23 protein-coding genes are annotated in these 25,748 nt (G+C 63.8%); 7 read left to right on the forward strand and 16 right to left on the reverse strand.

Annotated features, from left to right (window positions below):
* Nucleotides 1–34 precede the first annotated feature (34 nt).
* Nucleotides 35–1,090, reverse strand: coding sequence for a phosphorylcholine phosphatase (locus BUQ73_RS24900; RefSeq protein WP_079230079.1), 1,056 nt, complete (start codon nt 1,088–1,090; stop codon nt 35–37).
* Nucleotides 1,091–1,332: 242 nt separating this feature from the next.
* Between BUQ73_RS24900 and BUQ73_RS24905 the strand changes: the two genes are divergently transcribed.
* A complete protein-coding gene (locus tag BUQ73_RS24905; protein WP_079230080.1) occupies nt 1,333–2,724 on the forward strand; it encodes an L-cystine transporter in 1,392 nt (463 codons plus the stop codon).
* Between the two features lie 112 nt (nt 2,725–2,836).
* Here the strand turns inward: BUQ73_RS24905 and BUQ73_RS24910 are convergent, their stop codons facing one another.
* Nucleotides 2,837–3,352: a dihydrofolate reductase gene (locus BUQ73_RS24910; RefSeq protein WP_079230081.1), complete on the reverse strand. Its 516-nt coding sequence runs from the start codon at nt 3,350–3,352 to the stop codon at nt 2,837–2,839.
* Between the two features lie 54 nt (nt 3,353–3,406).
* Here BUQ73_RS24910 and BUQ73_RS24915 point away from each other — a divergent pair, with 54 nt between their 5' ends.
* Nucleotides 3,407–4,798: a DUF2868 domain-containing protein gene (locus BUQ73_RS24915; protein WP_079230082.1), complete on the forward strand. Its 1,392-nt coding sequence runs from the start codon at nt 3,407–3,409 to the stop codon at nt 4,796–4,798.
* Nucleotides 4,791–6,155 (forward strand): GTPase/DUF3482 domain-containing protein, encoded by a 1,365-nt coding sequence (locus BUQ73_RS24920; RefSeq protein WP_079230083.1) that lies wholly within the window; start codon nt 4,791–4,793, stop codon nt 6,153–6,155. Before BUQ73_RS24915 ends, BUQ73_RS24920 begins: the two co-directional genes overlap by 8 nt.
* Before the next feature lie 123 nt (nt 6,156–6,278).
* Here BUQ73_RS24920 and BUQ73_RS24925 read toward each other — a convergent pair whose 3' ends face one another.
* The 6 genes from BUQ73_RS24925 to BUQ73_RS24950 form a co-directional block, all read right to left on the reverse strand.
* Nucleotides 6,279–6,827 (reverse strand): phosphonate degradation HD-domain oxygenase, encoded by a 549-nt coding sequence (locus tag BUQ73_RS24925; protein ID WP_079230084.1) that lies wholly within the window; start codon nt 6,825–6,827, stop codon nt 6,279–6,281.
* Nucleotides 6,828–6,844: 17 nt separating this feature from the next.
* Nucleotides 6,845–7,870 (reverse strand): putative 2-aminoethylphosphonate ABC transporter substrate-binding protein, encoded by a 1,026-nt coding sequence (locus BUQ73_RS24930; RefSeq protein ID WP_079230085.1) that lies wholly within the window; start codon nt 7,868–7,870, stop codon nt 6,845–6,847.
* 30 nt (nt 7,871–7,900) lie between these two features.
* Nucleotides 7,901–9,625: a putative 2-aminoethylphosphonate ABC transporter permease subunit gene (locus BUQ73_RS24935; RefSeq protein ID WP_079230086.1), complete on the reverse strand. Its 1,725-nt coding sequence runs from the start codon at nt 9,623–9,625 to the stop codon at nt 7,901–7,903.
* 1 nt (nt 9,626) lies between these two features.
* The gene (locus tag BUQ73_RS24940; RefSeq protein WP_079230087.1) at nt 9,627–10,685 is read right to left on the reverse strand and encodes a putative 2-aminoethylphosphonate ABC transporter ATP-binding protein; all 1,059 of its coding nucleotides are present in this window, start codon (nt 10,683–10,685) and stop codon (nt 9,627–9,629) included.
* Nucleotides 10,686–10,841: 156 nt separating this feature from the next.
* Nucleotides 10,842–11,711, reverse strand: a complete 870-nt coding sequence (locus tag BUQ73_RS24945) for a LysR family transcriptional regulator (RefSeq protein WP_079230088.1) — start codon at nt 11,709–11,711, stop codon at nt 10,842–10,844.
* Nucleotides 11,712–11,720: 9 nt separating this feature from the next.
* Nucleotides 11,721–13,973 (reverse strand): heavy metal translocating P-type ATPase, encoded by a 2,253-nt coding sequence (locus BUQ73_RS24950; protein WP_079230089.1) that lies wholly within the window; start codon nt 13,971–13,973, stop codon nt 11,721–11,723.
* Nucleotides 13,974–14,056: 83 nt separating this feature from the next.
* Here BUQ73_RS24950 and cadR point away from each other — a divergent pair, with 83 nt between their 5' ends.
* A complete protein-coding gene (gene cadR, locus BUQ73_RS24955; protein WP_079230090.1) occupies nt 14,057–14,500 on the forward strand; it encodes a cadmium resistance transcriptional regulator CadR in 444 nt (147 codons plus the stop codon).
* Between the two features lie 117 nt (nt 14,501–14,617).
* Here the strand turns inward: cadR and BUQ73_RS24960 are convergent, their stop codons facing one another.
* Genes BUQ73_RS24960 through BUQ73_RS24970 form a run of 3 tightly spaced genes read right to left on the reverse strand, consistent with a single transcriptional unit; the run spans nt 14,618 to nt 17,246 of the window.
* Nucleotides 14,618–15,589, reverse strand: coding sequence for a thymidylate synthase (locus BUQ73_RS24960; RefSeq protein WP_079230091.1), 972 nt, complete (start codon nt 15,587–15,589; stop codon nt 14,618–14,620).
* A 51-nt stretch (nt 15,590–15,640) separates the two neighbouring features.
* Nucleotides 15,641–16,447, reverse strand: coding sequence for a prolipoprotein diacylglyceryl transferase (lgt, locus tag BUQ73_RS24965; protein ID WP_079230092.1), 807 nt, complete (start codon nt 16,445–16,447; stop codon nt 15,641–15,643).
* A gap of 16 nt (nt 16,448–16,463) precedes the next feature.
* On the reverse strand, nt 16,464–17,246 hold the full coding sequence (locus BUQ73_RS24970; protein ID WP_079230093.1) for a sulfite exporter TauE/SafE family protein: 783 nt from the start codon (nt 17,244–17,246) through the stop codon (nt 16,464–16,466).
* 129 nt (nt 17,247–17,375) lie between these two features.
* Here BUQ73_RS24970 and BUQ73_RS24975 point away from each other — a divergent pair, with 129 nt between their 5' ends.
* Nucleotides 17,376–18,122 (forward strand): NRDE family protein, encoded by a 747-nt coding sequence (locus tag BUQ73_RS24975; RefSeq protein ID WP_079230094.1) that lies wholly within the window; start codon nt 17,376–17,378, stop codon nt 18,120–18,122.
* Between the two features lie 117 nt (nt 18,123–18,239).
* On the opposite strand, the gene ptsP is transcribed toward BUQ73_RS24975, so the two are convergent.
* Nucleotides 18,240–20,519: a phosphoenolpyruvate--protein phosphotransferase gene (gene ptsP, locus BUQ73_RS24980; protein WP_079230095.1), complete on the reverse strand. Its 2,280-nt coding sequence runs from the start codon at nt 20,517–20,519 to the stop codon at nt 18,240–18,242.
* Between the two features lie 22 nt (nt 20,520–20,541).
* The gene (locus BUQ73_RS24985) at nt 20,542–21,021 is read right to left on the reverse strand and encodes an RNA pyrophosphohydrolase (protein ID WP_003249017.1); all 480 of its coding nucleotides are present in this window, start codon (nt 21,019–21,021) and stop codon (nt 20,542–20,544) included.
* A gap of 140 nt (nt 21,022–21,161) precedes the next feature.
* Here BUQ73_RS24985 and BUQ73_RS24990 point away from each other — a divergent pair, with 140 nt between their 5' ends.
* On the forward strand, nt 21,162–21,818 hold the full coding sequence (locus BUQ73_RS24990) for an HAD family hydrolase (protein ID WP_079230096.1): 657 nt from the start codon (nt 21,162–21,164) through the stop codon (nt 21,816–21,818).
* 115 nt (nt 21,819–21,933) lie between these two features.
* Here the strand turns inward: BUQ73_RS24990 and BUQ73_RS24995 are convergent, their stop codons facing one another.
* Both BUQ73_RS24995 and ilvA read right to left on the reverse strand, forming a co-directional pair.
* On the reverse strand, nt 21,934–22,359 hold the full coding sequence (locus BUQ73_RS24995; protein WP_079230097.1) for a DUF2269 domain-containing protein: 426 nt from the start codon (nt 22,357–22,359) through the stop codon (nt 21,934–21,936).
* A gap of 87 nt (nt 22,360–22,446) precedes the next feature.
* Nucleotides 22,447–23,961 carry a threonine ammonia-lyase, biosynthetic gene (ilvA, locus tag BUQ73_RS25000; protein WP_027920931.1) on the reverse strand — a complete coding sequence of 505 codons (1,515 nt, stop codon included), beginning with the start codon at nt 23,959–23,961 and terminating at the stop codon, nt 22,447–22,449.
* A gap of 133 nt (nt 23,962–24,094) precedes the next feature.
* On the opposite strand from ilvA, the gene rpiA reads away from it, so the two are divergent.
* Complete coding sequence (gene rpiA / locus BUQ73_RS25005) at nt 24,095–24,769, forward strand: ribose-5-phosphate isomerase RpiA (RefSeq protein WP_060498103.1); 675 nt, start codon at nt 24,095–24,097, stop codon at nt 24,767–24,769.
* 18 nt (nt 24,770–24,787) lie between these two features.
* Here the strand turns inward: rpiA and BUQ73_RS25010 are convergent, their stop codons facing one another.
* Nucleotides 24,788–25,696, reverse strand: a complete 909-nt coding sequence (locus tag BUQ73_RS25010) for an SdiA-regulated domain-containing protein (protein WP_079230098.1) — start codon at nt 25,694–25,696, stop codon at nt 24,788–24,790.
* Nucleotides 25,697–25,748 lie beyond the last annotated feature (52 nt).

Genomic DNA, 25,748 nt, shown 5'->3' on the forward strand with positions numbered 1-25,748 from the left:
ACCCGCGAAGAGGCCCGCTCAAGTAACACAAGACTTACTGAATCTGCTCCGGCGTCACGATCACCCAGTTCTTGTCTGCGGTCACCGGCAACCCTTCCTTGGCCTGCGCCGCCGCATGCTTCGCGATCATCCCGTTCAACTGGTCCATGTACTTGGCCTTGCGGTTTATCCACAGGTGGATGCCGCCCTTGCTCACATCCACCCCATGAAACTGCATGTAGCCATCACTGGTCGGTGTATCACCGCCCACCAGCACCGGTTTCTTCCATTCATCGATGTAGGTGAGGATCGCCGCCTGCTTGCCGGCCATCCAAGTCGCCGGGGTCCACAGGTAAGGCGTCAGCTCCAGTCCGTCGTTGGCCTTGGCGTCATAGTGCCCGGCAGCGATCTGCTTGCGCGCCGTGGTCAGCTGGCCATTGGCGCGATCCTTGAGCAACAGGCTGACGCCAATCACGTTCTGAGGTTTGACGTTGTAGCCGTACTTGGGATCGGAAGCGACCATGCGCACCAACTCTTCCGAGGCCGCCGAGATCACGTAGACCTCGATACCGTTTTCCATCAGCTTGTTGTACAGCTCGGCCTGGCCAGTGAAGACCTTCGGTGGCTGCACCTCGATGGACTTGAGCTGGTCACCTTCGAAATAGGTGCTGGGGATTGGCTTGGCGGAGGCCATCAGCTCATCGACCTGAGCCTTCAGCTCCTTGAGCGTAAAACCGGCAAACACCTGTGCCACCCACGGGTAGCAGACCATGTCGTCGATCTCGCACAGCCGGTAGTAGTAACTGAACAGGCTTTCCTTGTGCCCAGCAGTGTCCTTGAACGGGATCAGCTTGAGCGACGGGTCGAGCTTGTCGCGGGTCAGCAGGCCCTTGTTTTCCATGAACGGTAGCAGCGCTTCTTCAAGGTCATAGCGATAGCTGGTGTTGTCCATGTCGAACACCGCGTAGTTACCTTTGTGGGCATTGGCGGCAATCATGGCGTCGAGCTGCCTGGCCGCATCGGCGGGCCAGTGCTTGAGCTCGACAGCGAAGCTTTCGACACTGAACAACAGCGACAAGCCAAGGGCGAGGGCTTTCGGAGTGAACTTCATGTGCGGATCTCCTGAAATGACCTGGAAACGCTAGTGCAACATTCCCAGTTTGCAGGCCCTCACAGCGACCCGTATGCAACTCTAAACGCCTTGTTCATTGCTATCCGCGACAACTTCTTATTCCATTAACGACTAAGCAAATTACTTTTGGGTATAAATTCGTTTGTTTTCAGGCTGTTAGCATTTCCGTTCGCAATCGCTCAACAGAGGCGATGCCTCTTCTGCTTTTTCCTGGAGCTTCAATGAACCTGCCGTTGTCTCTCAACCTGCTGGCGTTCCTGGCCTTGCTGCTGGGCCTGGCGCAAACCCGCCGCACCAACTGGAGCCTGGCCAAGAAAGTACTGCTGGGCCTGGCGCTCGGCGTGGCGTTCGGCCTGGTCCTGCATACCGTTTACGGTGCTGGCCACCCGGTACTCAAGGCCACCATCAGCTGGCTCGACCTGGTCGGCAACGGCTACGTCGGGCTGCTGCAGATGATCGTCATGCCGCTGATCTTCGCCTCGATCCTCAGCGCCGTGGCCCGCCTGCACAACGCCTCGTCACTGGGCCGCATCAGCGTGCTGAGCATTGGCACGCTGCTGCTGACCACCGCCATCGCCGCGCTGATCGGCATTGTCCTGACCAACCTCTTCGGCCTGAGCGCCGAAGGCCTGGTGGCCGGCGCCCAGGAAAGCGCGCGCATGCAGGTTATCCACAGTGACTACGCCGGCAAGGTCGCCGACCTGAATATTCCGCAGTTGCTGCTGTCGTTCATCCCGAGCAACCCGGTCGGTGACCTGGCCCGGGCCAAGCCGACCTCGATCATCAGCGTGGTGATCTTCGCCGTGTTCGTTGGCCTGGCTGCGCTGCAACTGATCAAGGACGATGCGCAGAAGGGCGAGCGCGCCCTGTCGGCCATCGATACCCTGCAGGCCTGGGTGATGCGCCTGGTGCGCGTGGTCATGAAGCTCACCCCTTATGGCGTACTGGCGCTGATGACCAAAGTGGTGGCCAGCTCGAACATGGAAGACATCCTCAAGCTCGGCAGTTTCGTGGTGGTGTCTTACCTGGGCCTGGCGCTGATGTTCGTGGTCCACGGCATCATCCTCGCCGCTACCGGCGTGAGCCCGCTGCGCTTCTTCCGCAAGGTCTGGCCGGTGCTGACCTTTGCCTTCACCAGCCGCTCGAGCGCCGCCAGCATCCCGCTGAACATCGAAGCGCAAACCCGCCGCCTGGGCGTGCCGCAGTCGATTGCCAGCTTCAGTGCATCGTTCGGCACCACGATTGGCCAGAACGGCTGCGCCGGGCTCTATCCCGCCATGCTGGCCGTGATGGTGGCGCCTGCGGTGGGCATCGATACCTTCGACCCGCTGTGGATAGCGACCCTGGTGGCGATCGTGACGCTGAGTTCGGCGGGGGTTGCCGGCGTGGGTGGCGGTGCGACCTTTGCCGCGCTGATCGTGCTGCCAGCCATGGGCCTGCCGGTCGAGCTGGTGGCGCTGCTGATTTCGGTTGAGCCGCTGATCGACATGGGCCGCACGGCGTTGAACGTGAATGGCTCGATGACTGCTGGCGTTGTGACCAGCCAGTTGCTGAAAGAGACCGACAAGGAAGTGCTGGGCGGCGATGAGCATGCCGAGCTGAGCCATAGCTGACAAATCGCCGGGGGCGCCTTTCGCGACACAAGGCCGCTCCTACAAGGAAAACGCGTATCCCTGTAGGAGCGGCCTTGCGTCGCGAAAGGGCTGCAAAGCAGCCCCAGCATTCTCAAACTTTGTCCCAAACCTCGAAGTAGTAAGCCGGCTTGCCTTCTTCAGCCCGCGCCTCGCTCGACACCAACTTCCACTGGCCCTCATCGAACTCCGGGAACCAGGCATCACCCTCCGGCGACAGCTCGACCCGCGTCAGGTACATCCGGCTCACCAGCCCCTTCTCCAGCGCCTGCCCATACAGCTGCGCCCCGCCAATCAGCATCAACTCATCCACACCCTGCTCCCGCGCCCATTGCTCGGCCCGCGTCACCGCTGCTTCAAGCGAGCTGAACACTTCAGCGCCAACCAGTTGCAACCCCGGCTGCCGGCTGACCACGATGTTCAACCGCCCCGGCAACGGCCGGCCCAGTGAGTCCCAGGTCTTGCGCCCCATGATGATCGGCTTGCCAAGGGTGGTGGCCTTGAAGTACTTGAAGTCCCCTGGCAGGTGCCAGGGCATGGAGTTGTCGATGCCGATCACGCGGTTCTCGGCGTGAGCCGCGATCAGGCTGAGGGGGAGTGATGTATTCATGCCAGCGAGGATAGCACCGGGCGTGTGGGTTATGCTTCTGCCCTGAACCACGCAATGGAAGACCCTGTGACTGCACCGACTCCACTGGACAAGCGCTGGCTCACCGAAGCGGTACGCCTGCGCGAAGAACATGCCGGCCTGCTGGACGACCAGGAGGCCAACCGCCACGCCCGCCAGCAGGCCGGCGACCTGGCGGCGCGCATCGAAACCCGTGCGCTGTGGCTGGCCGAACGCGATGGCATGACCACGGCCTTGCGCCACTGGAAGCAGGGCGCACGCCTGGCGCTGCTGGCCTTGATGCTGCTGGCCATTTTCAGCGGCGCAGGCCTGGCCTTCGCCGCGCTGGGCGACGGGCAACGCCCGGTCAACGTGTTCTGGGCCCTGGGCAGCCTGCTCGGGCTGAACTTGCTGATGCTGCTGGGCTGGGCCGTGGGTTTTGCCTTGAGCGGCGAGCACGGCGCCAGCCTCGGTCGCCTGTGGTTGTGGTTGAGTGAACGCTTCGCCCGCGATGCCAAGGCCGCGCACCTGGCGCCGGCGCTGCTGGTACTGCTGCAACGCCAGCGCCTGAACCGCTGGCTGCTGGGCGCCCTAGTACACGGTCTGTGGCTACTGGCGATGCTCGCCGCCCTGGTCATGCTCCTGACCTTGCTGGCTACCCGCCGGTACGGCTTCGTCTGGGAAACCACGCTGCTTGCCGCCGACCCGTTCATTCACCTGACCCAAGCCCTCGGCGCACTGCCCTCACTGCTTGGTTTCGCCGTACCGGACGAGGCCATGATCCGCGCCAGCGGCGACACCCTCCCCGCCCTGGATATCGCCCGCCAGGCTTGGGCCAGCTGGCTGCTCGGCGTGGTGTTGGTGTACGGCCTGCTGCCGCGCCTGCTGCTGGCCGGGCTGTGCCTGTGGCGCTGGCGCCAGGGCCGTGAGCGGCTGACGCTTGACCTCAGCCTGCCCGGCTACGCGCAGCTGCGCGACGCCCTGATGCCCCGCAGCGAGCGCATCGGCGTGCAGGATGCTGCCCCCGATGCGCTGCCACAGTTTCAGGCCGGCCAGCTGGAAAGCGGCAGCAGCGGCGCCCTGCTGGTGGGGCTGGAACTGGACGACCAGCACCCCTGGCCGCCCGCCCTGCCCAAGGCAGTGACCGACGCTGGCGTGCTCGACAACCGCGAATCACGCAACAAGCTGCTCGAACAGCTCAGCCGTTTCCCGCCAGCGCGCCTGGCCATCGCCTGCGACCCACGCCGCTCGCCCGACCGCGGCAGCCTGGCGCTGCTCGCAGAGCTGGCACGCCATGCTGGCGCCACACGCGTCTGGCTGCTTCAGTCAGCTCCCGGCCAAGCCCTGGACGCCCAGCGCCTGGGTGACTGGCACGACGCCCTTGATCGCCTCGGCCTGCCCCATGCCGACACCTCGCCCCTGACCTGGCTGGAGCATGGCCATGACTGAGCCGCTGAAACTGGCCGTGGTTGGCCACACCAACGTCGGCAAGACTTCGCTGCTGCGCACGCTCACCCGTGACGTCAGCTTCGGCGAGGTCTCACACCGCCCCAGCACCACCCGCCACGTCGAAGGCGCACGGCTGTCGGTGGATGGCGAACCTCTGCTCGAGCTCTACGACACGCCCGGCCTGGAAGATGCCATCGCCTTGCTCGACTACCTCGAGCGCCTGGAACGCCCCGGTGAACGCCTGGACGGCCCTGCCCGCCTTGAGCGCTTCTTGCAGGGCAGCGAGGCGCGCCAGCGCTACGAGCAGGAAGCCAAGGTGCTGCGCCAGTTGCTAGCGAGCAATGCTGGCCTGTATGTGATTGACGCCCGCGAGCCGGTGCTGGCCAAGTACCGCGACGAACTGGAAGTGCTGGCCAGCTGCGGCAAGCCGCTGTTGCCGGTGCTCAACTTCGTCGCCAGCAGCCAGCACCGTGAGCCGCAATGGCGTGAAGCCCTTGCCCGGCTTGGGCTTCACGCATTGGTGCGGTTCGATAGCGTCGCCCCGCCAGAAGATGGCGAACGCCGGCTGTACGAGAGCCTGGCACTGCTGCTGGAAGACGCCCGGCCAGCCCTGCAGCGGCTGATCGACGACCAGCAGGCCCAGCGCCTGGCGCGCCAGCAAAGCGGCAAGCGGCTGATCGCCGAACTGCTGCTCGACTGCGCGGCCTGCCGGCGCAGTGTCGAGGCTGAGCCGGCAGCCGAGGCGCGCGCCATCGAGGCACTGCGCCAGGATGTGCGCCAGCGTGAACAGCGTTGCGTGGAAGCGTTGCTCAAGCTGTATGCCTTCCGCCGGGAGGATGCCAATGCCGGTGATCTGCCGTTGCTGGATGGCCGTTGGGGGGATGATCTTTTCAACCCCGAGACTCTGAAACTGCTGGGTGTGCGCCTGGGCAGCGGCGTGGCGGCCGGGGCTGCTGCCGGTGCAGGGGTTGATCTGCTGGTTGGCGGCCTGACCCTCGGCGCGGCAGCGCTGGCAGGTGCAATTGCCGGTGGTGCACTGCAGACGGCGCGCAACTATGGGTCAAGGCTGATGGGCAAGCTGAAGGGGCAGCGTGAACTGACGGTGGATGACACGGTGCTGCGGCTGCTGGCGTTGCGTCAGCAGCAATTGATGGTAGCGCTGGATAGCCGTGGGCATGCGGCGCAAGACCGCATTCGGCTGGGTGAACTGGATGAAAAGGCCTGGCGTGAGGGCAAGCTGCCAGAGGCGTTGATCAAGGCGCGGGCGCATCCGCAGTGGTCGACCCTCAACCCTGGGGCGAAGCTCAATCAGGCTGAGCGGCAGGAACAGCTGGAGGCGCTCGTTTCACAGATCTGATTCAGCAGGTCTGGCCCTTTCGCGGGCAAGCCCGCTCCCACAAAGGGACTGCACAACTTTCGAAAAGTGTGCGGTACCTTTGTGGGAGCGGGTTTACCCGCGAAGAGGCCGGAGCAGGCAACTTCAAAGCAAAGCCAGAGCCTTCTGCTTGAGCAGCGCCAGATCCATCACCGGCACCCCGACCTCCTTGGCCATCTCGTCCCACTCCCGCATCCGCAAGCTCACCTCGAACAGCGGATCCTGCTCGAATGTATCCGCCTCGGCTGCGCTCATCACGCCCCCCTGATACTCCAGAGTCCGCCGGCTCGCCTCGCTCAGCCGCTGGTAATACCCAGGCTCACGCAAGGTCAGGTAACGCTTGGCCTCCACGTGGTATTGCACCAGCCGCGCCATGCGCTCGCCAAAACCACAACGGCGAAGAAATTGCGCACCGATGCGCTCATGGCTGACCACGCCATAGCCGCCCATGCTGGCGTCACCGCCGCACAGGTGGCCGATATCATGGAAGAACGCCGCCAGCACCACCTCATCGTCGAAGCCTTCAGCCATGGCCAGCTGCGCAGCCTGGGACATATGTTCGAGCTGGTTGATGGCTTCGCCGATGTAGTCGTCGCTGCCATGCTGCTCATACAGATTGAACAGCTTGTCGATGATCTGGGTTGGCGTGGGCATGGGCTTCACTCCTGGGCTTATTGTTGCGCCACTTTCTCCGACTTGCCGTCATAGCGCTTGCGCCATTCGCTGAGGATCTCGTCGCGGTTCTTCGAGGCCCAGGCAAAGTCGTTCTTGATCAGGCGCTGTTCATAGTCGGCCGGCAGCTCGGTCTGCGGCTTGGCGATACCTGGCGCGGCCAGTACGGCAAAGTTGTCCTTGTACAGCTCCATGGCCGCCGGGCTTGCCGAGAAATCAGCCAGGCGTTTGGCCGCGTCAGCCTTGGGCGAGCCTTTGATCACGGCAGTTGCTTCGATCTCCCAGCCCAGACCTTCCTTCGGCAGCACGATATCCAGCGGCGCGCCTTGGCGCTTGAGCTGCACGGCCGGGTACTCGAACGAAATACCGATCGGGAACTCGCCCGCCGCAGCCAGCTTGCACGGCTTGGAGCCGGAGTGAACATATTGGCCGATGTTCTGGTGCAAAGCATCCATGTAGGCCCAGCCCTGAGGCTCGCCGAAAGTCTGCAGCCAGGCGCTGACGTCAAGGAAGCCGGTGCCGGACGAGGCCGGGTTGGGCATGACGATCTTGCCTTTGTACTCAGGCTTGGTCAGGTCCTGCCAGCTCACTGGCTTGGTCAGGCCCTGCTTCTCGGCTTCGACAGTGTTGAAGCAGATGGTCGCGGCCCACACGTCCATGCCGACCCAGGCTGGCGGGTTGGCCGCATCGCGGTAGTTCGCCGAAATCTTGCCCAGGTCTTTCGGCGCGTAAGCTTCGAGCATGCCGTTCTGGTCGAGAATGGCCAGGCTGGAAGCAGCCAGGCCCCAGACCGCGTCGGCCTGTGGGCGGTCCTTCTCGGCCAGCAGCTTGGCGGTGATGATGCCAGTGGAATCACGCACCCACTTGATCTCGATATCCGGGTTGGCCTTTTCGAAGGCCTGCTTGTAACTCTTGAGCTGCTCGGCTTCCAGGGCGGTGTACACAGTCAGCTGGGTGGCCGCGGCCGAAGCCTGCAGGCTGAAGACGGCGGATACGGCAGCGGCAAGTGCAAAGGGCTTGAACATGATGCGTTTCCTATCAGTGTGGGCAGGCGGTCAATGGCCAGGCGCGCGCTGGCGCCAGGCCTGGGAGCGGCGCAGCAGGCCGCGCGAAGCAGTGGCCAGCAGCAGCGATGCAGCGGCGCTGGTCAGCAGGATCAGGGTCGACATGGCGGCAGCACCGCCGACGTTGCCAGCATCGTCCATGTTCAGAACGGCGACGGCGGCGAGGATGGTGTCGGGGCTGTAGAGGAAGATCGCCGCCGACACGGTGGTCATCGCCGAGACGAACAGGTAGCGGATGATGTCGAGCAGCGCCGGCAGGCAGATCGGCACGGTGACCCGCACGAAGTGCTTGTACAGCGGCGCCTTGAGCGACAACGCGGCGGCCTCGAACTCGCCGTCGAGCTGGCGCAGCGCGGTGGCGGCGGTCATCTGCGCGGTGGTCAGGTAGTGGGCAATGGTGCACAGCACCAGCAGCGCCATGCCGCCATAGAACACGTGCAGCGGGTTGCCGCTGAGGTTGAAGAAGAACACGTAGCCCAGGCCCAGCACCAAACCCGGTACCGCCATGGGGATGAAGCTGAGCAGACGCAAGGCCTGGTTGAGCAGGCGCTGCCCCTGGGTTTTCTCCATCAGGTAGGCGCCGGTGAAGATCACGATGCTGCCGATCAGTGCGGTGCACAGGGCCATGGTCACACTGTTGCGGTAGGCCAGCCAGCCGCCACCGGCGGTGTCCTCGAACTGGTAATGCTTGAACGACAGGGTCAGGTTGTACGGCCAGAACGTGACCAGCGATGAGTACACCGCCATGCCGATCACCACCAGCAAGGCTGCGCAGACCATCAGCACGATGGCCAGGAAGCAGGCATCACGGCAGCGCGACGGCTTGGGTTCGAACACCTGGGCTCGGCCACTCATCGCCTCGCCCTGGCGCCGACGCAGCCAGGCATCGACGCCAAAGCTGAACAGCGCCGGCAGCAGCAGTACCATGCCGATCAACGCGCCACGGCCGAATTGCTGCTGGCCGACCACCGCCTTGTAGGCCTCCAGCGCCAGCACCTGATAATCGCCGCCCACCACGACCGGCACACCGAAGTCGGTGATGGTCAAGGTGAATACCAGGCAGAACGCCGCGAACACCGCCTGACGCGTGGCTGGCCAAGTGATGCTGCGAAATGCACGCCACGGCCCGGCGCCCATGCTCGACGCCGCGTCGAACAGCCGCGCGTCGGCCAGCGACAAGGCCGAGAGCAGGATCATCAGCGCATGGGGGAAGGTGTAGATGGCCTCGCCCAGGACAATGCCCCAGAAGCCATAGATGTTGTCGCTGAGCAGGCTGCGCAGCAGGCCTTGGTTGCCGAACAGATAGACCAGGGCAATCGCTGGCAGCATCGACGGCGCCAGCAACGGCAGCAGCGAGATGCCGCGCCACAGGCCCTTGGCCGGGATCAGCGTGCGCTGCAGGGCGTAGGCGAACAGGTAGGCCAACGGCACCACGATCGCCGCCACGGTGAACGCCACCGACAGGCTGTTGCTGAGCAGCCAGTGAAAGTTCTCGCTGGCGAACAGTTCGCGGGCGGCCAGCAAGCCACCGCCCTGGCCGGCTTCACCGCTGAAGCCTTTCCAGAAAATGGCCAGCAGCGGCATCACCACGGCCAGTAGCAGAAGAATCAGCAGCAGGCTCTTGCCACCAACGACGAACAGGCGGTCTCCCAGGGCGACGTCGCTGCGTCGCGCATCCTTGGTCGGGGTCAGCGGTAAAGACATTGGCGCGGCCATCTCAGGCAAACACCTGCAGGCTCTGCGGTGGCAGCGCCACCCAGATATCCTGCGAGCCCAGATGCGGCATGGCTTCGGGCGCAAGTTCGGCGAGCAGGGCATGGCCCGGCAGCGCCTTGAGCTCGAAGCTCATGCGGCAGCGGTTGCCCAGGAAGGTGATTTCGCGGACCTTGGCCGGGAACAGGTTCTCCTCATGCACCACCGGGTTCACGGTGATTGCCTCTGGGCGGCAGAACAGCCGACCACTGCGGGCGCTACCCGCGTTGGTTGCCAGGCGCATGCTCATGGCGCCGACCTGGGCGTGGCTCTCGCTACTGCGCTGGAACGGCAGCCAGTTGCCTTGGCCGACGAACTCGGCGACGAACGGCGTGGCCGGCTGGTCGTAGATTTCCTGCGGGGTCGCGTATTGCTCGACCTGGCCGTTGTTCATCACCGCGATGCGGTCGGCCATGAGCATGGCTTCGTCCTGGTTGTGGGTGACCATCAACGTGGTGATACCCAGCTGGCGCTGCAGCTGGCGCAGCTCGGTACACAAGTGCTCACGCACGCGGGCATCCAGCGCCGACATCGGTTCGTCGAGCAGCAGCAGCGACGGCGACGGCGCCAGCGCACGGGCCAGGGCCACACGTTGCTGTTGGCCGCCGGAGAGCTGGCCGGGGTATTTCTTCTCGCTACCGGACAGGCCGACCAGCTCAAGCATTTGCGCCACGCGTTGGCGGCTCTCGTCACGGCTGCTGCCGGTCAGGCCGTAAGCAATGTTGGCTTCAACGGTAAGGTTGGGGAACAGCGCGTAGGACTGGAACAGGATGCCGTAGTCCCGGGCCTGGGGTGGCAGTTCGGAGATGTCGCGCTCACCGATGTACAGCGCGCCACGGTCCTGGCGCTCAAGGCCTGCGATGCAGCGCAGCAGGGTAGTCTTGCCGCAACCGGACGGGCCGAGCAGGCACACCAGCTCACCGGCGGCGATGTCCAGGGACACATTGTTCAGCGCCGTGAAGGCACCGAATCGTTTGTGGATACCGCGCACTTTCATCTGTGCGCCCGGGGTGGCGTGGTTCATGGCAAGGCCTCATCGAACAGGTGAGGGCCATGCTAGGAAGGCTGTGCGAAGGTTCTGTGGCTTTTGGGCAAAAGCCGCTGATAGTGGTATAGGCAGATTTGGTAGTGGCCGTGAGGGCCTATTCGCGGGTAAACCCGCGAAGAAACCAACACCGATTCAGAACTGCGAACCCACCACTTCCTGCGCCACGCCCAGGAATGCTGCCGGCAAGCGGGCCTGGCGCCGCTCCTTCAGGCAATACAGATACTCATGCATCACTGGCGCATTCTCCAACGCCAGCACCCGCAGCTCCGGGTTGTGCGGCACCTCGTGGCGGGCGATCACGCTGATGCCGATATTGCGCAGCACCGCCTCGCGGATCGACTCACGGCTGCCGATCTCCAGCAACGCCCCGGCCTTGACCCCGGCATCCAGCATCATCTGCTCGGTCAGCTTGCGCGTGGTCGAGCCCTTCTCGCGCATCAACAAGCAATGCCCCGCCACCACTTCGATAGACACCGCCTGCCGATGCGCCAGCGGATGATTGCGGTGCACCGCCACCACCAGCGGGTCGGAGCCAAGCACCCGGCGCACCAGGCGCGCATCCTCCACCAGCTGCGACGACGCGGCGATATCCACCCGGTAGTCTTCGAGCATCTCCAACACCTGCTGGGAGTTGCCGATCTCCACCATCACCTCGACCTGGGGCAGGCGCTCGCGGAAGATCTTCACCAGGTCGAGGATGTAATACGGCGCAGTAGCGGCAATGCGCAAGCTGCCCTGGGCCTGGCCGCAGTTGCGCAACTCGAACTCGATGTCAGCCTCCTGCTGCAGCAGCGCCTTGACCATCGGCAGCAGGCGCACGCCCTCCTCGCTCAGCACCAGGCGCCGGCCACCGCGGTAGAACAGCTCCACCGCATAGTGGCTTTCCAGGTTGCGGATCTGCGTGGTCACCGTGGGCTGGCTGAGCCCGAGCTTCTTCGCCGCCAGGGTGATGCTGCCCAGGCGGGCCACCATGTAGAAGGCTTTGAGCTCGGCACTCAGCATTGCAGGACCTCATTTGCGCAGCAGGCGCAGACCGTTGAACACCACCAGCAGGCTCACGCCCATGTCGGCGAAAACCGCCATCCACATGGTGGCCATGCCGGCAAAGGTGATTGCCAGGAATATCGCCTTGATACCCAGCGCCAGAACGATGTTCTGCGTCAGGATCGCCGCACTTTGGCGCGACAGCCTGACGAACGCCGGGATTTTGCGCAAGTCATCATCCATCAGCGCCACATCGGCGGTCTCGATCGCCGTGTCGGTACCGGCCGCCGCCATGGCGAAGCCGATTTCGGCACGGGCCAGGGCTGGCGCGTCGTTGATGCCATCGCCAACCATGCCGACCCGGTGCCCTTCGACGTACAGCTGCTCGATGCTGCGCAGCTTGTCAGCCGGCAGCAAGTTGCCCTCGGCGCGGTCGATACCCACCTGCGCGGCGATGGCCTGGGCGGTGTGCGGATTGTCGCCGGTCAACATGACGGTCTTGATGCCCAGCGCGTGCAGCTCGGCGATTGCCTGGCGGCTGCTGTCCTTGACCGTGTCGGCCACGGCGAACAGTGCCAACGGCCCGGAACGGTCGAGCAGCAGGACCACGGTCTTGCCCTGGCGCTCCAGTGCATCCAGCTGTGCTTCCAGCTCTGGTGAGCACAGGCCCAATTCTTCGACCAGCCGGTGATTGCCCAGATGGTAGGTTTCGCCGTCGATTTCACCACGCACGCCACGGCCGGCAAGGGCCGCGAATTCACTGACCTCGCTCAGCGGCACGTTCTGCGCCTTGGCGAACTGGGCAATGGCGCCAGACACTGGGTGATCTGAACGGTCAGCCAGGCTCGCCGCCAACGCCTGGGCGCGGCCCTCGAACAGGGGGTCGAGCACTTTGGTGTCGGTTTGCACCGGTTTGCCGTGGGTGATGGTGCCGGTCTTGTCCAGGGCCAGGAAGTCCAGCTTGCGCCCACCTTCCAGGTATACCCCGCCCTTGATCAGGATGCCCTTGCGTGCCGCAGCAGCCAAACCGCTGACGATGGTCACCGGGGTAGAAATGACCAGCGCACACGGGCAGGCCACCACCAGCAGCACCAGCGCGCGGTACACCCAGTCGAACCAGGCCCCGGCCATGAACAACGGCGGAATCACTGCCACCGCCAGGGCCACGGCGAACACCACAGGGGTGTAGATGCGAGAGAACTGGTCGACGAAGCGCTGGGTAGGCGCACGCGCCCCCTGTGCTTCTTCGACGGCCTTGATGATGCGCGCCAGGGTCGACTGCCCGGCGGCGGCCGTCACCCGGTACTCCAAGGCACCGGCCTGGTTGATGGTGCCGGCGAACAGCTTGTCGCCCGCTGCCTTTTCTACGGGCAAGCTTTCGCCGGTGATCGGTGCCTGATCGACGCTGGACTGCCCGCTGACCACTTCGCCATCCAGGCCGATGCGTTCACCCGGGCGCACCCGTACCAAGGCACCGATAGCCACCGCGCGCACTTCCACCTCACGCCACTGGCCATCGGCCTGCTGCACCGTAGCCATGTCCGGGGCCAGTTGCATCAGCCCGCCAATGGCATTGCGCGCACGGTCCAGCGAGCGCGCCTCGATCAGTTCGGCGACGGTGAACAGCACCATGACCATGGCCGCTTCCGGCCACTGGCCAATCAGCACGGCGCCGGTCACGGCAATGCTCATCAGCGCATTGATGTTGAGGTTGCGGTTCTTCAGGGCGATCCAGCCCTTCTTGTAGGTGCCCAGGCCGCAAACGAGGATTGCCACCAGTGCGAGCGCGGCAACCAGCCACTCCGGCCCAAGCTTGGCGAAGTGCACGATTTCGGCGGTGATCGCGGCAATACCCGACAATGCCAGAGGCAACCAGCGTGACTTGTGCGGCTTCGCTGCGGTGGCGCTGCCATCGTCTTCAACGGCCAGCGGCTCGGCTTTCATGCCCAGGCTGTCGATGGCGCGCTCGATCTCGCCCGTGCCGCTCAAGGTATGGCGCACGCCCAGCACGCGGGTGATCAGGTTGAATTCCAGCTGCTCGATGCCCGCCAGCTTGCCCAGCTTGTCCTGGATCAGGGTCTGCTCGGTGGGGCAATCCATGGCGTCGATGCGAAAACGGCTGAGCCGGGCGTGGCTGCTGGCTTTCTCGCTCAGTTGCACCAACGCGGGCGCGGCACTGGAACCACAGCAGCTGTGACCATGGGCGGCATGCCCATGGGCTTCATCGCCACGGGCATGGTCGTGTGGATGCTTGTGTTCGTGGCTGACAGGCTGGTTCATGAGGTCATCCTTAAATTGAGCCTGTTGCCAAGTGAACACCCTGTAGCCACTATAGGGTCAAGCCAATTGCTGGAGATTTCGTCATGAAGATCGGAGAGCTGGCCAAAGCCACCGATTGCGCCGTGGAAACCATCCGTTATTACGAGCGTGAACAACTGCTGCCGGAGCCTGCGCGCTCCGAGGGCAATTACCGGCAGTACACCCAGGCCCACGTCGAACGGCTGACCTTCATCCGCAACTGCCGGACGCTGGACATGACCCTGGACGAAATCCGCAGCCTGCTGCGCCTGCGCGACAGCCCCGACGACTCGTGCGGTAGCGTCAATGCGCTAATCGATGAGCATATCGAGCATGTGCAGGCGCGTATCGATGGCTTGGTAGCGTTGCAGGAGCAGCTGGTTGAGCTGCGTCGGCGCTGCAATGCGCAAGGGGCGGAGTGCGCGATCTTGCAGCAACTTGAGACGAATGGGGCGGTATCGGTGCCGGATACCGAACATTCGCATGTAGGCCGAAGCCACGGACATTGAGCCTACAGCTTCGCGGGTAAACCCGCTCCCACAGGTACTGCACAGGCCTGCCGCTTGTGCGATCCCTGTGGGAGCGGGTTTACCCGCGAATAGGCCTCTTCAGGCGATAGAGACCTGTCAGACCGCCATCGGCGCCGTCATCGGCGCATGGTGCTCGTACCCTTCCAGGCTGAAGTCGCTCGGCTCGATCTTTTCCAGCCACTCCGGCTCGTACTTGCCGGTCTTGGCAAACTCCGGCACACGATCACTGATCACCAGCTTCGGCGCTTCCAGTGGCTCGCGCTTGAGCTGCTCGTTGAGCATGTCCAGGTGGTTTTCATACACATGGGCATCGCCGATGAAGTAGGTGAACCAGCGCGGGGTGTAACCGGTCAGGCGGCCGAACAGCGATAGCAGCGCCGCGCCCTCGGTGAGGTTGAACGGTGTGCCCAGGCCCAGGTCGTTGGAACGGATATAGAGAGTCAGGGAAATTTCCTTGGTCTCGACATTCGGGTGGAACTGGTACAACAGGTGGCACGGCGGCAAGGCCATTTCGTCGAGCTGGGCGCAGTTCCAGCCGTGGAACAGGATGCGCCGGCTACCCGGGTCGTTGGCGATGGTGTCCAGGCACTGGCGCACCTGGTCGATGGCCTTGTACAGGATGACGAACGCTACGCCGTCCTCTTCGTCCTGGGCGATGCGGCGGAATCCCGCCTTCTCGGCCATTTCGATGGCCGCCGGGTTGCTCAGCGGGATGCGCTTGTAGCCCGGCCACTGGCGCCATTGCACGCCGTAGATCTCGCCAAGGTCGTCATGGCCCTGACGGAACGGGTTGGCCAGCCACTGGGCGTTCTCGTTGGCGTTCTGGTCCCAGACCTTGCAGCCCAGCTCGCGGAATTCACCGGCATTCTTCACGCCACGCAGGAAACCGACCATCTCGCCGATCGCCGACTTGAACGCCAGCTTGCGCGTGGTGATGGCCGGGAAGCCCTTCTGCAGGTCGAAACGCAGCATCGCGCCCGGCAGGCTGATGGTGCGGATGCCGGTGCGGTTGCCCTGCAGCGTGCCGTTCTCGATGACGTCGCGGACCAGGTCCAGATACTGTTTCATGGCTTACCTGTAACAAAAACGGCAGGGGGATCACCCCTGCCGTGGGAATAATCAGGCGGGTTTCGCCGTGGGTTTGCGATTATAAGCCCACCAGATCAGGCCAAGGCCAGCCAGGATCATCGGCACGCAGAGAATCTGACCCATGGTCAACCAGCCCCAGGCGATGTAACCGAGCTGCGCGTCCGGCACGCGGACGAATTCCACGATGAAGCGGAAGATGCCGTAGAACAGCGCAAACATGCCGGAAACCGCCATGGTTGGCCGCGGCTTGCGCGAGAACAGCCAGAGGATGACGAACAGCGCCACGCCTTCCAGGGCGAACTGGTACAGCTGCGACGGGTGGCGCGGCAGCTGCGCCGGGTCGCTGAACGGTGGGAAGATCATCGCCCATGGCACATCGGTAGGCTTGCCCCACAGCTCGGCATTGATGAAGTTGCCGATACGCCCGGCGCCCAGACCAATCGGCACCAGCGGCGCAACGAAGTCCATCAGCTCGAAGAACGACTTGTTGTTGCGCTTGCCGAACCACAGCGCGGCCAGCATCACACCGATGAAGCCACCGTGGAACGACATGCCGCCCTTCCACACCTCGAAGATCAGCGTCGGGTTGGCCAGGTAGGCGTGCAGGTCGTAGAACAGCACGTAACCCAGGCGCCCACCGACAATCACACCCATCGACAGCCAGAACACCAGGTCGGAGAGTTTCTCGCGGGTCCAGGTTGGGTCGAAGCGGTTGAGCCGGCGCGAGGCCAGCAGCCAGGCGCCGCCGATGCCAACCAGGTACATCAGCCCGTACCAGTGGATTTTCAGTGGCCCGAGGGCTACGGCCACGGGGTCTATCTGCGGGTAAGGCAGCATGGAACTTCCTCTCGATTCAAATCAGAAAGCTGAGGCCGACGCAGAACAGCAAGGCTGCGAACAGGCGTTTCAACAGGCGTGGCGACAGCTTGTGCGCCAGGCGCGCGCCGAAGCGCGCGAAAAACATGCTGGTCACGGCAATGCCGACCAGCGCCGGCAAGTAGACGAAACCCAGGCTGTGAGGCGGCAGGTGTTCCTCGTGCCAGCCCAGCAGCATGAAGCTCAGGGCACTGGCCAGGGCGATCGGCAAGCCGCAGGCCGATGAGGTGGCCACTGCCTTTTGCATCGGCAGGCCGCGCCAGGTCAGGAATGGCACGGTCAGCGAACCGCCGCCGATGCCGAAGATTGCCGACGCCCAGCCGATCACCCCGCCGGCACCGACCAATACCGGTTTGCCGGGGAGGCCATGGCTGGCCTTGGGCTTGAGGTCCAGGGCCATCTGCGCGGCGATGATCAGGGCAAACACGCCGATGATCTTCTGCAATTGCGGGCCCTGGATCAGTGAAGCAGTCTTGGCGCCGATACCTGCGCCCAGGAGGATGCCGAGGGTCATCCAGGCGAATATCGGCCACTGCACCGCGCCCTTGCGATGGTGCTCGAGCACGGCGTTGATCGAGGTGAAGACGATGGTCGCCAGCGAGGTACCGACTGCCAGGTGAGTCAGCACCGACGCGTCGAAGCCTTGCAGGGTGAAGCTGAACACCAGCACCGGCACGATGATGATGCCGCCGCCCACGCCGAACAGCCCGGCCAGCACACCGGCACAGGCGCCCAACAGCAGATAAAGCACGAATTCCATTCGTCTTCCCCGAGAAAACAATCCGGCATGGTAACGGAAGCCGGGCTCGTGGCTCTAGTGAACTCTGTGACAGGATGGATCGACACCCGTGCAGTGGGTACAGTGGGCAAAAACACAGAGGCCCAACCTATGTGCCTGATCGTATTCGCCTGGCGGCCAGGGCATGCCCTGCCGCTGATCGTCGCGGCCAACCGTGACGAGTTCTATGCCCGGCCGACCCAGGCCCTGGCAGCCTGGGAGGATGCGCCCGGGGTGCATGCCGGGCGCGACCTTGAGGCCGGCGGCACCTGGCTGGGCATCGGCCCGCAGGGGCGCTTTGCGGCGCTGACCAACATTCGCGATCCCGGGCAGGTGCTGGGGCCGCGCTCGCGGGGCGAGTTGGTGGCGGCGTATCTGCAGGGTGAGCTGGGGGTGGAGGCCTACCTCAATCAGGTAGCCAGCCGCAGCGGGCAGTATTCGGGGTTCAACTTGCTGGCAGGTGATAGCCATCAGCTGGGCTACCTGCATGCCCGGGACGTGGCGCCACGCTTGCTGGAGGCGGGTGTGTACGGGCTTTCCAATGCCGGGCTGGATACGCCATGGCCGAAGCTGGTGAAAGCACGCACAGGGTTGAAGGGGCTACTGGAAACGGCGGACCCACAACAATTGCTGGCGTTACTGGCGGATAACGAGCCGGCAGCAGACGGTGAGTTACCGGAGACCGGCGTAGGGGTGGCGACCGAGAAGTTGCTGTCGAGCGTGTTCATAGCCAGCCAGAACTATGGCACTCGGGCAAGTACCGTGCTGATCGTGGATGATCAGGGCAGAAGACGGTTGGTTGAGCGCAGTTTCGGGCCCTTTGGTGGACATCTGGGGGAGGTCGAGGTGTTGGTTTGAGGGCCATGGGGCTGCTTCGCAACCCTTTCGCGACACAAGGCCGCTCCTACAGAGATACACGATCCCCTGTAGGAGCGGCCTTGTGTCGCGAAAGGGCCGCAAAGCGGCCCCAAAATCTCAAAGCGTTTTGTTCGCCCCAGGCCCGATCATCCGCGCCAGGCCAAGGTTCTTCAGGGCCAGTTGCAGCGAGCTGTGGATAACCTGCGGGTTGTCGTGGCTCAGCGCCTCGACCAGCAGCTCCTTGGCCTTGCTCATGTTCACCTGGCGCAGCATCCACTTCACCTTCGGCAGGTTGGTGGCGTTCATCGACAGGCTGTCGAAGCCCATGGCCATCAACAGGATTGCCGCCGCCGGGTCACCGGCCATCTCGCCACAGATACTCACCGGCTTGCCTTCGCCATGGGCATCACGCACCACGGTATTGAGCGCCTGCAGTACTGCCGGATGCAGATAATCGTAAAGGTCGGCCACCCGCGGGTTGTTGCGGTCCACCGCCAGCAGATACTGGGTCAGGTCGTTGGAGCCGACCGAGAGGAAGTCCACTTGCCGCGCCAGCTCCTTGGTCTGGTACACCGCCGCAGGGATTTCCACCATCACGCCCACCGGCGGCATCGGCACGTCGGTGCCTTCGTCGCGCACCTCGCCCCAGGCACGGTGGATCAGGTGCAGTGCTTCTTCCAGCTCGTGGATGCCGGAAATCATCGGCAGCAGAATGCGCAGGTTGTTCAGGCCCTCACTGGCCTTGAGCATCGCACGGGTCTGCACCAGGAAGATCTCCGGGTGGTCGAGGGTGACGCGGATGCCGCGCCAGCCGAGGAACGGGTTTTCTTCCTTGATCGGGAAGTACGACAGCGCCTTGTCACCCCCGATGTCGAGGGTGCGCATGGTCACCGGCAGCGGGTGGAAGGCCGCCAGCTGCTCGCGGTAGATCGCCAGCTGCTCTTTCTCGCTGGGGAAGCGCTGATTGATCATGAACGGCACTTCAGTGCGGTACAGGCCAACGCCTTCGGCGCCACGCTGCTGGGCACGGGCCACATCGGCGAGCAGGCCGGTGTTGACCCACAGCGGCATGCGGTGGCCGTCGGGGGTGACGCACGGCAGTTCGCGCAGGGCGTCGAGGCCCTGGGCCAGCTGGCGTTCTTCCTCGACCACTTCGCTGTACTGCTTGCGCAGCACGTCACTGGGGTTGGTGAACACCTCGCCCTTGTAGCCGTCGACGATCATCTCGATGCCGTCGACCTTGGAATACGGCAGGTCGACCAGGCCCATCACCGTCGGAATGCCCATGGCACGGGCTAGGATGGCAACGTGGGAGTTGCCCGAACCCAGCACCGAGACCAGGCCGACCAGCTTGCCCTCCGGCACTTCACCGAGCATTGCCGGGGTCAGCTCTTCACTGACCAGGATGGTGTTGTCGGCATACACCAGCGACTGCGAGCGGGCTTCCTGCAGGTAGGCCAGCAGGCGCCGGCCAAGGTCCTTCACATCCGAGGCGCGCTCGCGCAGGTAGTCGTCGTCCATCAGCTCGAAGCGGTTGACGTGCTCGCCTACCACCTGGCGCAAGGCGCCCTGGGCCCATTGGCCGGTCTTGATGACTTCGAACACTTCACCACCGAGGGCGGCATCTTCGAGCATCATCAGGTACACGTCGAACAGCGCGCGTTCTTCCGGGCGCAGCTGGGTCGCCAGCTTGGCCGACAGCTTGCGCATGTCTTCACGCACGCCTTCGAGGGCGTTCTGGAACAGTTTGAGCTCGGCGTCGATGTCATCGACGGTCTTGTCCGGCACCACTTCAAGGTCGGCCGGCGGCAGCATGACCACGGCACGCCCGACAGCGGCGCCCGGCGAGCCCGGCACGCCGACAAAGCGCGCCTCCTGAATACCTTTGCCCTGGCGGCCCAGGCCGCGGATAGAGCCGGTGGCTTCGGCGTGGGCGATAACGCCGGCAAGCTGGGCGCTCATGGTGACGAGGAAGGCTTCTTCGCCCTCATCGAACTGGCGGCGCTCCTTCTGCTGGATGACCAGTACACCGACCACGCGTCGGTGGTGGATGATCGGCGCACCTAGGAAAGAGGCGAATTTCTCTTCGCCGGTTTCAGCGAAGTAGCGATAACGCGGGTGATCAGCGGCGTTTTCCAGGTTCAGCGGCTCTTCCCGGGTACCGACCAGGCCAACCAGGCCCTCATTGGGGGCCATGCTGACCTTGCCGATCGAGCGCTTGTTCAGACCCTCGGTGGCCATCAGCACGAAGCGGTTGGTTTCCGGGTCGAGCAGGTAAACTGAGCAGACCTGGCTGCCCATGGCCTCCTTGACGCGCAAGACAATGATCCCCAACGCCGTCTTGAGATCTTTGGCGGAGTTCACTTCCTGGACGATCTTGCGCAGCGTATTGAGCATGGCTCGGGGTCGAACTCCGTCGTCAGTCGCGCGTCAGCAGACGCGGTGCAAGCTCTTTCAGGGCGCGGCGGTAGACTTCACGCTTGAATGTCACCACCTGGCCCAGCGGGTACCAATAGCTGACCCAGCGCCAGCCGTCGAATTCCGGCTTGCCGGTCAGGTCCATCCGCACCCGTTGTTCATTGCTCACCAGGCGCAGTAAAAACCACTTTTGCTTCTGGCCGATGCACAGCGGTTGGCTGTGGGTGCGGACCAGCCGCTGGGGTAAACGATAACGCAACCAGCCGCGGGTGCAGGCAAGAATTTCCACATCGTCGCGTTCAAGGCCAACTTCTTCGTTCAGCTCGCGGTACAGGGCATCTTCCGGCGTCTCGTCAGGGTTGATGCCACCCTGCGGGAATTGCCAGGCATCCTGGTTGATCCGTCGAGCCCATAGCACCTGCCCGGCATCATTCGTGAGAATGATCCCAACATTGGGGCGAAAACCATCCGGGTCGATCACGGCAGCAACCTCGCAAACGCATGTCACCGCATTGTTCCACAAAGCTTGCGAGCGCAGCAACGCGCCCGCCAAGCTTATGTGCAGTGCGGTGAAAACTCCGTATTCTGCGGGCTACCCGATGGCTGACACGAGTAACCGCGATGCGCCTGGCTTTATTCGACCTGGACAATACCCTCCTCGGTGGCGACAGCGACCACGCCTGGGGTGACTACCTGTGCGAGCGGGGCATTCTCGACCCTATCGCATATAAGGAACGCAACGACGCTTTCTACCAGGACTACCTGAACGGCACCCTGGACCTGCAGGCCTACCTGGCCTTTTCCATGGAGATCCTGGCTGCCACCGAACCAGCCCAGCTCGACGAATGGCACCGCGACTTCATGCGCGACTGCATCGAGCCGATCATCCTGCCCAAGGCCCTGGCATTGCTGCAGCAGCACCGCGAGGCCGGCGACCAGTTGGTGATCATCACGGCCACCAACCGCTTCGTCACCGCGCCCATCGCCCGGCGCCTGGGTGTGCGCGTGTTGCTGGCAACCGAATGCGAGACGCACAACGGCCGCTATACCGGGCGTAGTACCGATATAGCGTGTTTCCGTGAAGGCAAGGTGACGCGGCTGGAGCGCTGGATGCTGGAGAACGGGTTCGACCTGGAAGACAGCTATTTCTATAGCGACTCGATGAATGACCTGCCGTTGCTGGAGCGAGTGACGCATGCGGTGGCGGTGGACCCGGACCCGAACTTGCGGGCCGAGGCCGAGAAGCGTGGCTGGCCGCTGATCTCTCTAAGGGATTGAGAATGTCGGGGCTGCTTTGCAGCCCTTTCGCGACACAAGGCCGCTCCTACAGGGGAATGCGATTCCTGTAGGAGCGGCCTTGTGTCGCGATGGAGGGCGGAGCCCTCCCCTGGCCTCAGACCGGCTTGGCGCCCATCAGCCCAGCAATGGACAGAAAGCACACCCCGCTGAACACCGCCAGCGCCAAGGTAAACCGCAGCCCCACCACTTCAGCCTTGCGCAGCCGGTTCAGCCGCACCAGCAGCCACCAGCCGGCAAACGCACCCAGCGTATAGATGACGCTGGACGCCAGCACCCAGGTCTGCCCCAGCGGCCATCCCACAAGGTGCACCAGCCACCAGCCGGTGAACGGCATGCTCACCAGGCACACCCCCATCACCAGCCAGACGAACACCAACGGCCGGCGCAGCAGCTTGGCATAGGCCTCGGCATCGCCCTGGTGTCGGGCGCGCACGGCCCAGATCGCCAGGCCCAGGGCGCCCAGCAGCAACAGCACGGTGGCGATGATGTGAAGGGTCTTGAGGGCGGTCAGGTGTTCCATTTCCCAGTTGTCCTTGCGCAGGCCATTTTTCCGTTAGCCTTTACGCGGGCAAGCCCGCGAAAAGGCCATCAGCCCTAGCTTAGCCGCTCAGCCCAGGAACAGCTTGTACGCGGGGTTGTCGGTCTCGTCCCAGTACGGGTAACCGATCTTGGCCAGCGCCGCCGGCACCAGGTGACGCTCGTCTTCCGGCACCTGCAGGCCGGCGACCACGCGCCCGTCAGCAGCGCCGTGGTTGCGGTAGTGGAACATCGAGATATTCCAGCGCCCGCCCAGCTTGGTGAGGAAGTTGAACAACGCCCCCGGCCGCTCGGGGAACTCGAAGCGCAGCACGATCTCGTCGCTGGCACCCGCCGAGTGGCCACCGACCATGTGGCGGATGTGCAGCTTGGCCAGTTCGTTGTCGGTCAGGTCGGTCACCGGGAAGCCCTGATCGATCAGGTTCTGCACCAGTGCCGCCCGTGGGTCGTTTTCCGGGTGGGTCTGCACGCCGACGAAAATATGCGCCTCATCGGAGGTGTGCTTGCGGTAGTTGAATTCGGTGATCTGGCGCTTGCCGATGGCCTCGCAGAAGGCCTTGAAGCTGCCGGGGCGCTCGGGGATGGTCACAGCGATGATGGCTTCACGCTTCTCGCCCAGCTCGGCACGCTCGGCGACATGGCGCAAACGGTCGAAGTTGACGTTGGCGCCCGAATCGATGGCGACCAGGGTCTGCCCGGTCACGCCCTTGAGTTCGACATACTTCTTGATGCCCGCAACGCCCAGCGCGCCAGCAGGTTCGGTGATCGAGCGGGTATCGTCGTAGATATCCTTGATTGCCGCGCAGATTTCGTCAGTGCTTACAGTCACCACCTCATCCACATGGAGGCGGCAGATGTCGAACGTGTGCTGGCCGATCTGCGCCACTGCCACACCATCGGCGAACAGCCCGACCTGCGGCAGCACCACGCGCTCGCCAGCCGCCATTGCGGCCTGCAGGCAGTTGGAGTCGTCCGGCTCGACACCGATCACCTTGATTTCCGGGCGCAGGTATTTCACGTAGGCCGCAATACCCGCAATCAGGCCACCGCCGCCCACCGGGACGAATATCGCATCCAGCTGCCCCGGATGCTGACGGAGGATTTCCATCGCCACGGTGCCTTGGCCAGCAATGGTGTGCGGGTCGTCATAGGGGTGGATGTAGACGAAGCCTTTTTCCTCGACCAGTTTCAGCGAGTAGGCCAGCGCTTCGGGGAACGAGTCGCCATGCAACACTACCTTGCCGCCGCGCGAACGCACGCCTTCGACCTTGATCTCGGGGGTAGTCTTGGGCATCACGATGGTGGCCTTGATGCCCAGCTCGCGGGCCGCCAGGGCGACGCCCTGGGCATGGTTGCCGGCTGAGGCGGTGACCACGCCGCGGGCCAGCTCTTCCTGGGTCAGCTGCGCCAACTTGTTGTACGCCCCACGGATCTTGAACGAGAACACCGGCTGCAGGTCTTCGCGCTTGAGCAGGATCTGGTTGCCCAGGCGCTTGCTCAGCTGCCCGGCGCTGTGCAGTGGGGTTTCGACAGCGACGTCGTAGACGCGCGAGGTGAGGATCTTCTTGACGTACTGTTCGAGCATCGGAAAGCATCACTGGCCGCGGGACAAGGGCTGCGAGTCTACCCCAGCGCTACGTCGGGCGACCACAGCAAAGCCGCCCGAGCCGTTATACTAGGCTCCTTTCATTACCGCCCTGCCCCATTCCGGAGCCCGCATGACCCAGGACCAACTCAAACAGGCCGTCGCCCAGGCCGCTGTCGACTTCATTCTGCCCAAGCTGGATGAAAAGAGCGTCGTCGGCGTCGGCACAGGTTCGACTGCCAACTTCTTCATTGACGCCCTGGCCCAGCACAAGACTGCCTTCGATGGCGCGGTCGCCAGCTCCGAGGCCACTGCCCAGCGTCTGAAGGGCCATGGCATCCCGGTCTACGAGCTGAACAGCGTCAGCGAGCTGGAGTTCTATGTCGACGGCGCCGACGAGAGCGACGCGCACCTGAACCTGATCAAGGGTGGTGGCGCGGCCCTGACCCGCGAGAAGATCGTCGCGGCCGTGGCCAAGACGTTCATCTGCATCGCCGACGGCAGCAAGCTGGTGCCGGTACTGGGCGCCTTCCCGCTGCCGGTCGAGGTGATTCCGATGGCCCGCAGCCACGTGGCGCGTCAGCTGGTCAAGCTGGGCGGCGACCCGGTGTACCGTGAAGGCGTGGTGACCGACAACGGTAACGTGATCCTCGATGTGCACAACCTGCAGATCACCAACCCGGTTGAGCTGGAAGCACAGATCAACGCCATCGTTGGCGTGGTGACCAACGGCCTGTTCGCCGCACGCCCGGCAGACCTGCTGCTGCTGGGTACCGCTGAAGGCGTCAAGGCCCTCAAGGCCGAGTAACAACGGCCGAACCCGCTCCTACAACTTTGCAGGAGCGGGCTTGAACACGTAGAACAGGTTCGGCTCGCTGACCGGGTACAGGGTCCCCGCCTCGTCCATCGCAATCCCTTCAGCCTGCGGCACTGTCGCCCTCAAGCCCTGAAACCCCTTGCGCAACGACAGGGTGCTCAGTGGCTGCCCCTGCACATCCAGCTCCAGCACCAGCCGCGACTCATCCGAGAGCGCCAGCAGGTGCCCGCTGCGCTCATCGAACTGCAAGCTCGACAGGTCACGCACGAACAACCTCGCATCGCGCTTGCGGTCCTGCACCACGTGCACCGCGTAAGGCCGGTCCGGGTTTTGATGCGGGAACCCATGCACTTCATAGATCAACATCGGGTCACGCTCCTTGGCCACGAACAGGCGCTGGCCCGCCGAATCGTAGGCCAAGCCCTCAAACCCTTTGTTGCCGTTGAGGCCGATGCCAAGGCTAACTTGCTCGGCGTCTGCGGCGTCGAGAAACAGCGTGTCATCGTCCAGGTGCACTCGGATCAGCCGCTGCTGCCGCTCATCGGTAATCACATAGCTGTTGGGCCCGACATATTCCACGGCCTCCGGGTCGCCGAAGCCGGTCAGTGGCACCCGGCGCAGGATGCGACCGTCCAGCGAAAGCTCGATCAGTTCCGAGCGGGCATTGGTAACCGTGAACAGGGTTTTGCGGTCGGGGTCGTAGGTCAGTGCCGAAAGGTCGTCGTCCAGCCCTTCAACCGGCTGTGCCTCCACCACTACCTGGTAGCGATCGAGGCCCATGCCTTGCTCAGCCGGCTGCCACCAGGTCTTGAGGTTGAACCAGCCGCGCTCGAACAGGCGAAACTCCTGGGCAGCCAAACCCAGGAACAACAGCCCTGCGAACAGAAGGATCAATAACAGCTGAAACAGGCGACGCATAACGACAGACTCGACATGAAGGAGGCGAATCTAACCATGGCCGACTGAAGTG

Source organism: Pseudomonas putida, from assembly GCF_002025705.1.
In the GTDB taxonomy this organism is placed as follows: Bacteria; Pseudomonadota; Gammaproteobacteria; order Pseudomonadales; family Pseudomonadaceae; genus Aquipseudomonas; species Aquipseudomonas putida_J.

Bases quoted from the DNA above. Each gene is read 5' to 3' on its own strand.
- BUQ73_RS24920 (WP_079230083.1), top strand. From the start codon at position 4,791: ATGACTGAGCCGCTGAAACTGGCCGTGGTTGGCCACACCAACGTCGGC.
- BUQ73_RS24960 (WP_079230091.1), bottom strand. From the start codon at position 15,589: ATGAAACAGTATCTGGACCTGGTCCGCGACGTCATCGAGAACGGCACG.
- BUQ73_RS24930 (WP_079230085.1), bottom strand. From the start codon at position 7,870: ATGTTCAAGCCCTTTGCACTTGCCGCTGCCGTATCCGCCGTCTTCAGC.
- ptsP (WP_079230095.1), bottom strand. From the start codon at position 20,519: ATGCTCAATACGCTGCGCAAGATCGTCCAGGAAGTGAACTCCGCCAAA.
- BUQ73_RS24940 (WP_079230087.1), bottom strand. From the start codon at position 10,685: ATGAACCACGCCACCCCGGGCGCACAGATGAAAGTGCGCGGTATCCAC.
- rpiA (WP_060498103.1), top strand. From the start codon at position 24,095: ATGACCCAGGACCAACTCAAACAGGCCGTCGCCCAGGCCGCTGTCGAC.
- BUQ73_RS24935 (WP_079230086.1), bottom strand. From the start codon at position 9,625: ATGGCCGCGCCAATGTCTTTACCGCTGACCCCGACCAAGGATGCGCGA.
- ilvA (WP_027920931.1), bottom strand. From the start codon at position 23,961: ATGCTCGAACAGTACGTCAAGAAGATCCTCACCTCGCGCGTCTACGAC.
- BUQ73_RS24925 (WP_079230084.1), bottom strand. From the start codon at position 6,827: ATGCCCACGCCAACCCAGATCATCGACAAGCTGTTCAATCTGTATGAG.
- BUQ73_RS24975 (WP_079230094.1), top strand. From the start codon at position 17,376: ATGTGCCTGATCGTATTCGCCTGGCGGCCAGGGCATGCCCTGCCGCTG.
- BUQ73_RS24915 (WP_079230082.1), top strand. From the start codon at position 3,407: ATGGAAGACCCTGTGACTGCACCGACTCCACTGGACAAGCGCTGGCTC.
- BUQ73_RS24905 (WP_079230080.1), top strand. From the start codon at position 1,333: ATGAACCTGCCGTTGTCTCTCAACCTGCTGGCGTTCCTGGCCTTGCTG.
- BUQ73_RS24970 (WP_079230093.1), bottom strand. From the start codon at position 17,246: ATGGAATTCGTGCTTTATCTGCTGTTGGGCGCCTGTGCCGGTGTGCTG.
- BUQ73_RS24945 (WP_079230088.1), bottom strand. From the start codon at position 11,711: ATGCTGAGTGCCGAGCTCAAAGCCTTCTACATGGTGGCCCGCCTGGGC.
- BUQ73_RS25010 (WP_079230098.1), bottom strand. From the start codon at position 25,696: ATGCGTCGCCTGTTTCAGCTGTTATTGATCCTTCTGTTCGCAGGGCTG.
- BUQ73_RS24950 (WP_079230089.1), bottom strand. From the start codon at position 13,973: ATGAACCAGCCTGTCAGCCACGAACACAAGCATCCACACGACCATGCC.
- lgt (WP_079230092.1), bottom strand. From the start codon at position 16,447: ATGCTGCCTTACCCGCAGATAGACCCCGTGGCCGTAGCCCTCGGGCCA.
- BUQ73_RS24990 (WP_079230096.1), top strand. From the start codon at position 21,162: ATGCGCCTGGCTTTATTCGACCTGGACAATACCCTCCTCGGTGGCGAC.
- cadR (WP_079230090.1), top strand. From the start codon at position 14,057: ATGAAGATCGGAGAGCTGGCCAAAGCCACCGATTGCGCCGTGGAAACC.
- BUQ73_RS24910 (WP_079230081.1), bottom strand. From the start codon at position 3,352: ATGAATACATCACTCCCCCTCAGCCTGATCGCGGCTCACGCCGAGAAC.
- BUQ73_RS24995 (WP_079230097.1), bottom strand. From the start codon at position 22,359: ATGGAACACCTGACCGCCCTCAAGACCCTTCACATCATCGCCACCGTG.
- BUQ73_RS24900 (WP_079230079.1), bottom strand. From the start codon at position 1,090: ATGAAGTTCACTCCGAAAGCCCTCGCCCTTGGCTTGTCGCTGTTGTTC.